A 14,074-nucleotide genomic window follows, 5' to 3' on the forward strand; every position below is an offset into this window, starting at 1 on the left:
ATAAAAAGTGTATAATATACTTACAGGCATAATTCAGAGCTAAAGAGGATAAGGGATCATCCTCCGCATTGTGCCTGTCAGGGGATCAGCGCAGAACTGACATCGGGCAGTAGGCAGCCTTTTGTACAGTGTGCACCGACAGCTATCAGAGCTTTTTGTACAGGACGGTTTTTCAGAGTACCCTCTCTGATCAATAATTCTAATATTCCCTCAGAAGAAAGTCTCCATAAGGAGACTTTTTTCACTGTAATGAGGAAAAGTGCGGAAAATAGGCGTTTTTTGATGTAGAATGTATAAAATCGCACAAAAATCGTCCCTTATTTATATTTACCGTGACCATTGACTTTTTACCTGTAAATGTGTTATGATGTAGGTATTAGTTGCAGTCTGCACAAAAATGGTCAATTTCATTTGTGCACACTGGCAGAAAACAAAGGAAATTCGATATGCTTGCAAGCCTAACAAATATAAATAAGTTTTATAACGGCAATCAGGTGCTGTGCAATGTTTCCCTTACTATCGACGAAAGTGACAAGATAGGTCTTGTGGGAAACAACGGCTGCGGAAAGTCAACACTGCTGAAGATACTCACAGGTTCTGTTGAGCCTGACCGCTTTACCGAAAAGGACGGCATCATATCTATGGCTGCCAAGACTACTGTGGGATACCTCGAACAGATGGGCGGTCTCAATACCGAGAATACCGTCATCGAGGAGATGCGAAGCGTCTTTGAGCCTGTACACCGTGCTATCGACAGACTCCGCGAGATAGAGCTGGAAATAGAAATGGGCGATAATTCCGCTGCAGACGAGTATCAGCAGCTTTCATCGTGGATAGAAGCCAATGATGGCTACAACACCGATGTTAAGATACGCATGGTGCTCAACGGTATGGGTTTTTCGGGTGAAGAGCTGGAACGTACCGTTTCGGGCTTCAGCGGCGGCGAAAAGACACGTCTGTGCATTGCAAGACTTCTCCTTGAAGAGCCTAATCTGCTCATTCTCGACGAGCCTACAAACCACCTTGACTTCAAGACTATCATGTGGCTTGAGGACTATCTTCGTACCTACAAGGGTGCGGTTCTGATTGTTTCACATGACAGATACTTCCTCGACAGGCTATGTACATCTATCTGCGAGATAGAAAGGGGAGTCCTTACAAGATACAGAGGAAATTATACAGCCTTTGTCCGCCAGCGTGAGGAAAACGATGCAAGGCGTGAAAAGGAATACGAGATGCAGCAGAAGCAGATAGCTCAGCTTGAGGACTATGTTGCGAAAAATCTCGTCCGCGCTTCTACTACGAAAATGGCACAGAGCCGCAGAAAACAGCTTGAAAAAATGGAACGCGTAGAGCGTCCCGTACATGATACAAAACACGCGAAGATACGCTTTACCTACGCTGTTGAGCCGCCTATAGACGTACTCAAGGTCAAGGGCATCGACATTTCGGTAGGTGAGGGAAGCGGAAGAAAAACTCTCGTCGATACCATTGATTTTGAAGTCCGCAGAGGCGAAAAAGTCGGTATCATCGGTGATAACGGCATCGGGAAATCAACTCTTTTGCGTATAATACAGGATCAGCTCCCTCACAAGGGCGTTGTCCGCTGGAACAGCAATATAAAGATATCCTACTTCGAGCAGGAAAGCACCAATCTTAACAAGGAGCTTACCGTAATGGAAGAGCTCCACAGCCGCTATCCGCTCCTTTCAGACCTTGAAGTCCGCAGTCTCCTTGCACAGGTACGCCTTGTGGGAGAGAACGTGTTCAAGGAAACAGGAGTCATCAGCGGCGGCGAACGTGCAAAGCTGTGCTTCGCTATAATGATGCAGGAGCACGGAAACGTTCTTATACTTGACGAGCCTACCAACCACCTCGACCTCAGCTCAAAAGAGGCTATCGAGGAGGCGTTGGCTGAATATACGGGAACGGTCATATTTGTCAGCCATGACCGATATCTCCTGAGCAAGATCGCTGACAGGCTTATTGAGCTTACTGACGGGCAGTACAGACTTCATAACTATGGCTTCGAGAAATACCTCGATGTCCTCAGAGATGAACAGGCTGCCGAGAGGAAAGTCATTGAAGCCGAAAAACAGCAGAAGGCTGCGGAAGCAGCCAAGGAAAAATCTGCTAAGAATTATCGCAGCAAGCAGCAGAGAAGTGCCGATGCTGCGAGAAAAAACGAAATGAGACGCCTTGAAAAGGAAATTGACGACCTACAGGCACAGATAGACGCTCTTACCGAGGAGATCGGCAGGGAGGAAGTCTACAGCGATTACGAGCTTATGAACCGTAAATGTGCCGAGATCGAAGAGCTCAAACAGAAGATAGACGAGGATTTCGAGCTTCTGATCGAGCTTGACCAGTAAAAAGGAGTATTATTATGAAGATCAAAACGCTTATGAGCATAGCCGCTACGGCTGCGCTTGCTGCTTCATCTGTTGGCATCACTGCACACGGCGAAGCAGGTCTGTACCTTATCGGCGATATCAACGGCGATGGTATAGTAGACTCGGCAGACGCTTGTTCTGCACTTGCTGCATATGCGTGTACTTCGTCGGGCAAGGACAGCCCGTTATTTACCTATCAGGAGTCAGCTGCCGATCTGAACGGCGACAGTCAGGTGGACGCAGTTGATGCTTCGCTCATACTTTCTTACTATGCATGGGCTTCTGTAAGTGATGATGAAAACCCGATAATGACCGACTTCCTCGAAAAGAATGGCTTCAAGCAGAAAGCCGAAGAAGAGGAACAGCCTGCCGAGCAGACTGATAACGGCGGCAGCGCACCTGCTGCAAATGAAGCTGCTCCTGCTGCACCCGCTCCTGTTGCGGAATATGTTCCGCAGAGGATAGACAGCGAGTACGAGGAATGGTTCTGGGTAGGCGATTCGCGTACAGTGGGAATGGCAAGAAGCATAGCTATCGACTATATCGCTAAGGTCGGTGCAGGCATAAAGCTGTTCAGGGACAATGCTCAGCAGATATACCAGATACGCGATAAGACGGTCATCATCAACCTCGGCGTAAACGACCTTGACAGCGGAGCTTATCTCAGACTATACAACAGTATGCCTGATGAGTTCCTTGATAATAATACTGTTATATTCATGTCGGTAAATCCTTGTGACGGCAATTACTCTTACCTCAACAGCAGGATAGATGCTTTCAATAACGCCATGAGGGACGGTCTCGACAGCAGGATACAGTACCTTGACTGTAATGCGTACCTGAGATATTACGGCTTCAGGACTACTGATGGTCTGCATTATACCGATGCTACCTACGCTGATATCTACAACTTCGTATTCGACAGCCTTATAGGTGAAGAATAAATAAAAAATATGAAATTATTAAAATAACTCTTGCAATAGTAATTGATTTATGATATAATATTATAAAGTATTTTGCGGCTAAAACCGCATGATCTTATGGAGGTTTAAAAATGAAACACATTAAGACTATCAATAAGGCTAATCTCAAAGAGTCTGCTCAGAAGGGCGGCTGCGGCAAGTGCCAGGCTTCATGTCAGTCTGCTTGCAAGACCTCATGCACAGTTGCAAACCAGAAGTGCGAGAGATAAGCTAACGCTATGATCGGTCGAGGCAGTATGAAAATGCTGCCTCATATTTTTTGAATAGAGGGTAAACAGATGATACATAAGTATAAGCTTAACGGCTTGAATATAGTTCTCGATGTAAACAGCGGCGGAGTTCACCTCGTTGACGAGCTTACATATGATCTCCTTGACAATGTTGAGCCGCCTTTTGAAGCGGAATGTCCTCAGAAGGTCGTGGACAAGCTTTCAAAGTCATATGCCGAGCAGGATATACGCGACTGCTATGACGAGATAGTGGAGCTTTACAACGACAAGATACTCTTCTCAGAGGACGATTATGAGAAGTACGCTCAGTATTCCGTAGCTTCTCCCGTAAAGGCTATGTGCCTTAATATCGCACATGACTGCCAGCTCAGATGCAAGTACTGCTTTGCTTCCACAGGCGACTTCGGCAAGGGCAGAAAGCTCATGTCCTTTGAGACGGGCAAACACGCTATCGACTTCCTTCTTGAGAATTCGGGCGACCGTCCTAACCTTGAGCTGGACTTCTTCGGCGGTGAGCCGCTTATGAACTTCAACGTTGTAAAGCAGGTAGTTGAATACGCAAGAAGCCGCGAAAAGGAATACAACAAGAAGTTCCGCTTCACTATTACTACAAACGGACTTCTCCTTGACGATGAGAAGATAGACTTCATCAACCGCGAGATGTCAAACGTTGTTCTCTCTATCGACGGACGAAAGGAAGTAAACGACTATTTCCGCGTACTGCCCAACGGTCAGGGCTGCTATGACATGATACTTCCAAAGTATCAGAAGCTTGTTGCAGGCAGAGGCGATAAGGAGTACTACGTAAGAGGTACCTTCACCAATAAGAACCTCGATTTCTCCAACGATGTTTTTGCTCTTAACGAAGCAGGCTTCGACCAGATATCAGTAGAGCCTGTTGTGGGCGATGACGATATCTATGCACTTACAGAAAAGGATCTCCCTGCTGTATTTGCAGAGTACGAAAAGCTTGCACTGAAGCTCCTCGAAAACGAGAAGAACGGCAAGAAGTTCAATTTCTTCCACTTCATGCTGGATCTGGATCAGGGACCGTGCGCTATCAAGCGTCTGAGAGGCTGCGGCTGCGGAAACGACTATGTAGCTATAACTCCTGACGGAGATATCTTCCCATGTCATCAGTTCGTAGGTATTGACGAGTACAAAATGGGCAATATAGACGAGGGTACTTTTGATCAGAAAATGAAAGCTGACTTCGCAAAGGCTCACGTTTATTCAAAGCCCGACTGCCGCGAGTGCTGGGCTAAGTTCTATTGCAGCGGCGGCTGTAACGCAAATAATTATCAGTATATGGGCGATATCAGAACTGCTCATAAGATATCATGTCAGCTTGAAAAGAAGCGCCTTGAATGTGCTATAATGATGAAAGCTGTCAAAATGGCGGATACGGCTGAGTGATCGAAGAGTTATTAGTTGTTAGTGAATAGTGATCAGTAGGGGCGGATATTATCCGCCCTTTGTATTTACTGTACCGGTGCAACTTGCTTTTGCGCAGCTTATATGTTATAAGCAGCGTGACGCTGCACCCTTTTTCGCGGTCATGCTTTTAAATAACGGCAGTTTATCGCCGCGTCTCTTGCTTTTGTATGACTTATATGTTATAATCATAATATAATAACAACAGGGGGGAGAGCTATGAAAATAAACCGTATACAGCTGAATTGCCGCCGTGATACAGCGTTCAGCGGCGAGCTGGGTGCAGACCCTGTTCTGCTTTTTTTCAGGACTCCTGTCATGTATATGGACGGAGGAAAGGCTCTTCACACCTCGGGCAGCTGCGCAGCTCTGCTGACAAGCGGCTATAAGTCCACGTTCCGACCTATAAAGGGCAAGAATATGCGATATGACATCGTAAGCTTCAAGACCTCGGCTGCCGACAGACAGTACATCGCGTCAATGAAGCTTCCACAGGATACGCCTATCGAGCTTGCGGACAATTACGCTGTAGCAGGTATACTGAGAGCTATGCAGTCGCAGTCCATGCACAGAGGAAGGCATTTCAGCGAGTTTATGGAGCTTTCCATGCGTATGATATTTATTGCGCTCAGTGATGCTGCCGATTGTCCCGAGCCTACAGAGGAGGAAAAGATACCGCGGTATAACGAGCTTAAAAAGTACCGCGATCTCATATATGATGATCCTATGAATATGTGGTCTGTTGAGGATATATGCGATGAGATGCGGATAAGCCGCTCATATTTCCACCGCCTGTACTTCATGGCGTTCGGAGTTACATTCCGTCAGGACGTTATCGAGAGCAGGCTCGTCAGAGCAGCGGAGCTCCTTAAAAATACAGCCATGTCCGTTACGGCTATCTCCGAGACCTGCGGTTATGACAGTGAGTCGTACTTCATGAGACAGTTCAAAAAACACAAAGGCTGTACCCCGTCAGAGTACAGACGAAGGAAGGAAAATTCAGAGAAATAGCCTGTATTTGTGTATTTTGTATATTGGTCAATGAATTATGTGGGAATTTATATAGCCCTTTAGTGCAAAAAATCAAAAAAACACTTTACAAGTACAAAGATTTGTGATATAATACTGAGTATGAGCAATTTTTGCGTGAAAATCAATCGGGGAAGCAATTTTTGGAGAATACCGCATTTGTATGCGGTCAATGGACAGGCAGTAAGCATATCACCCTCACAAAGCATTGCGGCTGTCTGATAATAACCGAATATTCTTTAAGGAGCGATTTCGTTTTATGACTAACGGAGATAAGCGAAGAAACCGCAAAAGAGAGAAAGTATCCAAACGCTATAAGGTTAGATACGACAGACTCGTTGCGGTAGTCCTTGTTCTTGTGGTTCTCATCGTGGTGCTCGCATCATGCTGTAAGAGTTGTTCGGATAAGGAAAAGAAACCCAACTCCGCAGCATCGACCCAGGCATCGAATACTGATAATACACAGCAGTCGTCAATTATTGACGGTCTTATTACAAGTAATGAGACAAGTTCACTTATAACAGGTACTCCCGACGGACAAAAGCCGTCAGAGTCAATGTATACAACGGAAGTACATAATGCAGCTGATATCAACAGAGGTAACCTTATCCTCGTAAATTCAGACCATGAGTATAAGTTCCCAGAGGACGATATCGAGCTCGTATCAATTTACGACAGTATAGACGGCGTAGCCTTCCACGTAAGCGATATGGTAACAAAGCTCGATAATAAGGCTCTTGATCAGGTAAAGGCACTTATGCAGGCTTTCTATGAGGCTGAAAACAATTCCGATATCTATGTTATCGGCGGCTACCGTACACTTGAGGAACAGAATGACAAGTACTACAACGGAAATTCTCAGTTCCAGGGCGGTTTCTCGGACTACCATACGGGCAGGAGCTTTGATATGGCTATAGTTCCGAAGGATTCCACATCGGGATACTATTCGCCGACAGGTGTTTACAGCTGGATATATGAAAATGCCGCAGATTACGGCTTTGTAGTACGTTTCCCTGAGGGCAAGGAAGGCTCAACAGGCGAACGTGCAAGAGATTATACATACAGATATGTAGGAGCTCCTCATGCTGTATATATGAAACAGAACAATTACTCGCTGGAGGAGTATATAAACGAGCTTAGATCACATACTAAGGAAGAACCTATTGAGGTAACTGTGGGAAATAAGCTTTACCAGATATACTATGCCCCTGCTAACGCAACAGGAAATACAGATGTTCCTGTACCCGCAAACAAGACATATACTGTTTCGGGAAATAATGTTGACGGATTTATCGTTACTGTAAGCATGAATTAAAGCAAAAATGTCCCCCGATCAAGGGGGACTATTTTGGTTGTCGGAGCAATAAAGAGATTGGAGATAAATGTGAAAGAAAAAGAGAGAAAGATAATAAGTCTTGCAGCCTGCGCGGTCATGTGCCTTACGTGTATGACAGGCTGCGGCGGCGGAGATAAAAAGGGCAGCGGAGCAGGTCATATGTACAGTGCGGCTCTTGCGTACAATCCCAAAAGCCTTGATCCGCAGTATGCTACCGATCCCGCTTCCGCTACGGTAATAAAAAACCTTTACAGCGGACTTGTGATGAAGGACGAAAAAGGCGGCATAACCTGCTGCAATGCAAAGGACTACAGCGTTTCTGCGGACGGCTGCGTTTATACTTTCCACCTGCGTGAGGACAATTACTGGTTCTTTGATGAGAATAACGACGATATTATAGACGATGACGAGTATTTCCCCGTTACGGCAGATGATTACGTGTTCGCGCTAAGAAGAATACTTGACCCGAATATGCATTCGCCCTATGCAAGCGAATTCATGTGCCTGAGCGGCAGCAGACTTGCAAGAGACAACGCTCATTCTATGGAAGCTCTTGAGGTAGTGGCAAAGGACGACTATACACTTGAGATAACCCTTGACTATCCCTGTGCTGAGTTTCTCAGCCTGCTGGCAACACCTGCGGCTTATCCCTGCAATGAGGAGTTCTTCCTGTCAACAAAGGGACGCTATGGACTTGACGACAGGTCGGTGATGTCAAACGGTCCGTTCTACGTGAGACAGTGGTATTACGACCCATACGGAAACGCAAATATACTCTATATGCGCAAGAATTCAGTCAATGAGAATGAAAAATATGAGATACTGCCGTCACTTTTAAGCTTTTCCATTGAGAAAAGCGAGGCTGCTGTAAAGCAGTGCTTCAAGGACGATACGGCGGAGTGCTTCTCATCGACGAAGGTTGGCGGATACAACCCGAAAAAGTATCATATCACAGGCTATAAGGCTATGACTCTTGGACTTGTTTTCAATCCTGCGGATAAGTATTACTCTAACGAGAATCTTCGCAGAGCTGTTGCACTTGCCGCTGACAGGGAAGCTCTGAAAGGCGAGACAGGCAGCGATATACAGTCAGCTTACGGTATCATACCGCCTGCTGTTGACATAGTTGGAAGAAGCTACCGTGAGCTTTCATCGGAGAAGCAGTTTGACATCTTCGACACAAAGGCTGCTGCGGACGCACTTGCAAAGGCAAAGAGCGAGCTGAAAATAAACTCGGTTGAGAGCGTAAAGATAATCGTTGATTCGAGTACTGTTGACTCACGCTATCTTCATGTGCTGTCACAGCACTGGCAGGACAGTCTCGGCATTTATATAGGTATCGAGGACCTTACTACTGAGGAGTTCAGCGAGAGGATAGAAAGCGGCAATTACAGTATCGCGCTTTACCCTGTTAAGGGGGATTTCAACAGCGGACTTGCTGTGCTTGATAAGTTCAGAACTACAGACTGCCTGAAAAAGGCGGCAGGTGATGATTTCAATACCGATAACGTGATGAAAAGCTCTTCCGTTACGGAGCTTGTAAACAGCTATACAGCTGCCGAAAAGAGCATACTTGACAAGCTTTGGTTCGTGCCGCTTTTCTATAAGAGCACATATCTCGTTGCAAAAGAGGATAACGAGGATATCATCTATGACCCGTTCACAGGCTCTATAGATTACAGGATAGCAAAGAATTACAGTTAAATTACAGTAAAGGAAAGCCCGTGAGTGATCACGGACTTTTTTATTTGCTCAGACACATTGTTTGTAAAAAATTAAATTAAGTAAAGCCCTTGATTTCAACGCGAACATACAGTATAATTAAAGTGAAAAGAAGTACGTGAAAAGGCGCGATGCATCAGCATATTATTACGTCTTATCAGCAAAGAATATAGCAACGTCTGTTTATTAGTTGAAAAGGAGTTGATATTATGAAAAGGAAGATACTGGCATTTTTGACTGCGGCAATGTGCTTTGCAGGTGTTATACCTGTAAATGCAATCGCCGAAACGGCAGGTGCGACCTCACAGGCAAGCGAAGCCGCAAAAAAAGGTACACTTACCGTAACTGTTTACAATGAGGACGAGGGAGGCTTATACACCGACGAGCTGGATATCACTATCTGCGGAAGCTCCAACGTAAATATCGGATCTGAAATGGACGGAACCATTATGCTTTGCGGTTTTGACACATCGGAAAGCAATCCGTTTGTTTTGGATAATTTTGAAATAAATCAGGATTACCGATATAATGTTATTGATATTAGTGCTAATAATTTTGACGGATACAGCTATGTTATGGACTATGACCGCTTTGATAAAGCCCTCGTTTTTACAGACGCTGCCGATCAGAAGTATGATATATACATGAAAAAGCAGTATTATATAGTTCATTCAGATACAAATTTGTCAACGGATAAATACGGCGAAGAGGCTTTAAAAAATATCAACGAAGTCGATTGGTTATTACGTGATCTTATCAACAGTGATACATTCAAAGTTCGTGATATGGCTAAAAGACAGTATTTGGCTAAATCCATGCTTATGTCTCTGTGCGAATTTAAAATGATAGCTGATTGGTCGTTTGATGAAGCTGAAAATGTTATGAGCTTCACTTATAACTGCGGCATGACAGGTCAGCTCAGACCTGCAATATTTGAGGACGAGCATAAGCAGCTGGAAAATGTCGATTTAGTAGATGCAGCAGGTGTTGTAAGAGCTACGATACTCGAAATAAGAGATTACGAGGTTATAATAAAACCTGTCAGAGGTTCATGGGAGTCATGGGCAGTCGGCAGTAAATTGGCATTGTCAACAGGTGATTTTAATAACAGCAATATTACACCGACTCTCGGTATGAAGCTTGAAATAACTTATAACAAGGGATTTCTTGAAAACTCTCCGGCTGAGTTTGAAAATGTGCTGAAGATAAAAGTTCTTTCGGAAGATGCAGGATTAATAAAGGGCGATGCTAACTGCGATGAAGATGTAGATATGTCGGACGTTGTACTTATCATGCAGGCTCTTGCAAATCCAAATAAGTACGGCGAAAGCGGCACGACTCTCAACCACCTCACAGGACTTGGCAAGCTCAACGGCGATGTGAACGGTGACGGACTTACTGTCGGTGACGCTCAGGCTATACAGAAGAAGCTCCTCGGCTTGGACGAAGCTGAGATAGAACTCGACATCACACGAAAGAAGATATCGGACTTTGTTGACGAAAACAAGATAAACTGCATGGTCATTCCCAAAGACAGAATACCTGAGAATTATGCCGATAAGTACGTATTCATAAACAATAACTACAGCAACAGCGATGAAAAAGAAGCTCTCAATAAGTTCATACTTCAAAATGATATCGACAGAAGCCTTTTGAAGTATATCCCCTATGACCTCGATGATGATCATGAGGTCAATAAGATAGTGGAAAAGCTGTACTGGTACATTCTCGATAATGATATCAAGGCATCTGTGAGCAGGTTCGCAGGCAGCAATGACTCGAAATTCGAGGATAAAGTCGTTATTACCTATAGGTGGCAGGATGAAGGTGTTGAGGAAAAGATAAATGCTTTCCTTGAAGAAAACAATGTCGATCCCGAGCTTGTGATAGCTCCTGTGCTCGAATAATATGCAATACAAAAAGCTCCGCATATGCGGAGCTTTCATTTTACGGGCGGATAATATCCGTCCCTACTTTATTTTTAGTTCGTTGAGGTTTTTCTCTTTCTCAAAGAATGCCCTGCTCAGGACCGCGTACTCATCATCTGTACATACCTGACGGCATTTCGGCTCAAAGGAGCTTGTTACCGTAAAGCACTCCCTCATATTTTCGCAGGGATAGTCACTGCACTGTGAGCAGTTTTCAATGTTTTTCTCGGTGCAGCAGCCGATAACACGGTATCTGCACCAGTTTTCGGGACTACAGCCCATGCAGGCTATCTCGTCATTTGATACTACATGGTCGCGGTAGCCTATTTTGTACCAGAGCTCGGCGGTGTGATGCAGCTCGGCTTCTGTCTTTTCATATGGCGGTGCATTATATCGTGGACAGGCTGAACAGTCATTTCCGCAGGCAGCTATTATCCTGTTCATTTTCATCACCTGTTTTCGTTGAGATACTTACTTGCAAGGTAGAGCGAACCGCATATAACGGCGATACCGTTGTTTTCAAGGGCAAGAGCCTTTGCCTTTTCTGCACATTCCTCAAGTGTACCTGATTCGGCTTCTGTGCGGAAGCTTGCTATATCTGCTATAGTTTCCGAGGGGACTGCGTTCGGAGCAAAGCCGTCAACTGCAAAAAGCTTGTCCGAAAGGGACGATATCTTCTTTACACATTCAACGTAGTCCTTTGAGTCCACCATTCCCATGACTGTGTATATCTTCTTGCCGCGTGTGCTGAGATACATGAGCATAAGTGACAGCATGGCAACTCCTGCGGGATTATGACCGCCGTCCACGATAACAGGCGGCTCACCGTCTATATACTGCACACGGGCACGTACCTGAGTAGTCTCCACCGACCTGATTATAGCACTTTCGCTTATCTCGAAGCCCTTGCTTCTGAGGTAAATGCAGACAGTTATAGCAGTCTGTGCGTTGTACTTCTGATGTATGCCTGCCATTGCAGGTGTGAGCTTTATGCCGCGGTACATGAAAGGGGAGAAGAGACCGCCGTCAGCGTTTGGCGGACAGGGCTCGCAGGGGATAAGCTCCGCACCGACTTTTTCTGCTGTATTGCGTACTATCTCGCGTACACTGTCGGGATTATCCTCAGAGAGAACTACCGCAGAGCCGCTTTTGATGATGCCTGCCTTGTGTACAGCTATCTCCTCAACAGTCTCGCCGAGAAGTGCAGTATGATCGAGAGAAATTGAAGTAATAACGGAGATGAGCGGCGGCGGTATCACATTTGTGCAGTCAAGGAGTCCGCCTATGCCTGTTTCGAGAACAACGATATCGCATTTCTCGCGCTCGTACCACAGCAGAGCGATAGCCATAGTTATCTCAAACTGCGAGTAAGCCATATCGCCAACGCGCTCCTTGACAAATTCGGCGATACTGCAAAGGGACTCCTCGTCTATCTCGTCATCGTTTATGCGTATCCTGTCGTTATATCTGAGGATAAAAGGCGAGGTGAATTTGCCTGTCTTGTAGCCCGAAAGCTGCAAGGCATTTGCGATATATTCAAGGGTAGAGCCCTTACCGTTAGTACCTGCAATGTGTACGAATTTGAGCCTTTTCTGCGGATCTCCTATACGCTCCATAAGATCGGCTGCACGGGAAAGATCGGTTATCCTGCCGCCTGATTTTGTGTAGGAATTTATGAAGCTCATACATTCTTCAATGTTCATGGTTTCTCCTTTATTTCAGCCTGTTTTTAAACACATCACGCATAGCAATAACTTTATCAATAGCTTCTTCAATGAGCTGATCGTAGTTACTATGGTCATCGAAATTCAAGCCACTGATTTTATACAGTATCCTGCTTGCTTTTGCATTGTCTAATCTCTGCCAATCGACTTCAAAGCCAAGTTCCTTTTCAATTTTTTCATGTTCTGCATATAGTTTGTCAAATAATTCTTTGTTAGAAGCAATATATAATTCAACGCCAATGTAAGAATCCTTATTCACAAGAGAAACACTAATACACGCCTGGCTTGTTCCGACAGCTATATTGTACCAACTTATAGAACTTGCTTTATGGATTGCAAATGGTTTGTTGCGCTCAACCACATGGTCGTTAAAGAGAGTCCAGAATTCAAGCCTTTCTGATTGGCTTTTATTCATTGTATCAGTTGATTTTTTGCCTTTCTGCTCTTTTATGAAATCATTTGGCTGCTCAACTATCTGAAACATGGGCGCATAGTCGGAATCGCCGATTTGGTATGCATGAAGCTCTATCAGAAAGAAATTGATATCCTGAACCGTATTATTATTCAGCCATTCAATGGCGCTTCTATGCTCGTCCCTTGCCTCTTTTACTATCCAAACAATTACTTTAGCGTCTAAGCCAGAAGCATAAGTAATGATTTTTCCGAGGTGGTCGTGGTTTGAGTTTTCAAGCTGATTTTCGATAATAACTTTAATGCCTGTCGTTTCGTCAACCGCCACGATATCACACCTGTATGCTCCCACATACGCTTCTGTGTTTATATCAACAAGAGTCAAGCCCAGTTTTTCATTTAGCAGTTCAATGTTTTCATCTTCGGCGAGCCAAGCCGAGAAATCATACTGCTCATGCTTCCATAAATCACGGATATTGACTTCCTGTAACTTACCGATTTTCATTATTTTTTCCCCCTTTGAACAAGTATTTCCTTTATTTTCAAGCAAAAGTAACATTCGTTCTAATATAGATGTGATCATACCAGAGTCATATCTTTTCTTAAAACGACCATTCATAATGTAATCTTCTCTAAAAATAAGTGTCATCAGACAGCAACACATCTGATAATCTGCATTAGAAAGCCTTTTTATTTCTTTATCTACATTTGACTCGACAAACTCTGTGTAGTTATATACAATGTCGTCCATTTCTTCAAAAAGAGTATAATAATGCTCTAATCTTGGCGATTTTGAGTCGAGTACTGCTTTGATTTTCTTTATCTTCTCATTATTAGTCATTTGACAATCCCCATTTAAGCAATAGGGCGGCAGTGCCGCCCCC

General features: G+C 44.5%; 11 protein-coding genes. 8 read left to right on the forward strand and 3 right to left on the reverse strand.

Annotation, left to right across the window (positions count from 1 at the left end; translation table 11 throughout):
* Window positions 1–446 precede the first annotated feature (446 nt).
* The 8 genes from BLW60_RS04205 (at window position 447) to BLW60_RS04240 (ending at window position 11,034) form a co-directional block, all read left to right on the forward strand.
* Window positions 447–2,372, forward strand: coding sequence for an ABC-F family ATP-binding cassette domain-containing protein (locus BLW60_RS04205; protein ID WP_074714624.1), 1,926 nt, complete (start codon window positions 447–449; stop codon window positions 2,370–2,372).
* A gap of 14 nt (window positions 2,373–2,386) precedes the next feature.
* Entirely contained in the window at window positions 2,387–3,337 is a 951-nt protein-coding gene (locus BLW60_RS04210) for a dockerin type I domain-containing protein (protein WP_074714625.1), read from the forward strand.
* A 110-nt stretch (window positions 3,338–3,447) separates the two neighbouring features.
* Window positions 3,448–3,585 (forward strand): six-cysteine ranthipeptide SCIFF, encoded by a 138-nt coding sequence (gene scfA / locus BLW60_RS04215; RefSeq protein WP_019679123.1) that lies wholly within the window; start codon window positions 3,448–3,450, stop codon window positions 3,583–3,585.
* Window positions 3,586–3,654: 69 nt separating this feature from the next.
* Window positions 3,655–5,022: a thioether cross-link-forming SCIFF peptide maturase gene (gene scfB, locus BLW60_RS04220; protein WP_074714626.1), complete on the forward strand. Its 1,368-nt coding sequence runs from the start codon at window positions 3,655–3,657 to the stop codon at window positions 5,020–5,022.
* 237 nt (window positions 5,023–5,259) lie between these two features.
* Complete coding sequence (locus tag BLW60_RS04225) at window positions 5,260–6,051, forward strand: AraC family transcriptional regulator (protein WP_074714627.1); 792 nt, start codon at window positions 5,260–5,262, stop codon at window positions 6,049–6,051.
* Between the two features lie 277 nt (window positions 6,052–6,328).
* The gene (locus tag BLW60_RS04230; RefSeq protein ID WP_074714628.1) at window positions 6,329–7,384 is read left to right on the forward strand and encodes a M15 family metallopeptidase; all 1,056 of its coding nucleotides are present in this window, start codon (window positions 6,329–6,331) and stop codon (window positions 7,382–7,384) included.
* Window positions 7,385–7,453: 69 nt separating this feature from the next.
* A complete protein-coding gene (locus BLW60_RS04235) occupies window positions 7,454–9,109 on the forward strand; it encodes an ABC transporter substrate-binding protein (protein WP_242872825.1) in 1,656 nt (551 codons plus the stop codon).
* Between the two features lie 227 nt (window positions 9,110–9,336).
* On the forward strand, window positions 9,337–11,034 hold the full coding sequence (locus tag BLW60_RS04240; protein WP_074714630.1) for a dockerin type I repeat-containing protein: 1,698 nt from the start codon (window positions 9,337–9,339) through the stop codon (window positions 11,032–11,034).
* 63 nt (window positions 11,035–11,097) lie between these two features.
* On the opposite strand, the gene BLW60_RS04245 is transcribed toward BLW60_RS04240, so the two are convergent.
* The 3 genes from BLW60_RS04245 to BLW60_RS04255 are packed head-to-tail and all read right to left on the reverse strand — an operon-like array spanning window position 11,098 to window position 14,031.
* A complete protein-coding gene (locus BLW60_RS04245) occupies window positions 11,098–11,499 on the reverse strand; it encodes a DUF3795 domain-containing protein (RefSeq protein ID WP_074714631.1) in 402 nt (133 codons plus the stop codon).
* A gap of 5 nt (window positions 11,500–11,504) precedes the next feature.
* Window positions 11,505–12,758: a bifunctional folylpolyglutamate synthase/dihydrofolate synthase gene (locus BLW60_RS04250; protein WP_074714632.1), complete on the reverse strand. Its 1,254-nt coding sequence runs from the start codon at window positions 12,756–12,758 to the stop codon at window positions 11,505–11,507.
* Between the two features lie 10 nt (window positions 12,759–12,768).
* Entirely contained in the window at window positions 12,769–14,031 is a 1,263-nt protein-coding gene (locus BLW60_RS04255; RefSeq protein ID WP_242872826.1) for a DUF4268 domain-containing protein, read from the reverse strand.
* Window positions 14,032–14,074: the final 43 nt, after the last annotated feature.

Origin of the sequence: Ruminococcus flavefaciens (assembly GCF_900108555.1) — a bacterium.
Taxonomy (GTDB): domain Bacteria; phylum Bacillota; class Clostridia; order Oscillospirales; family Ruminococcaceae; genus Ruminococcus; species Ruminococcus flavefaciens_P.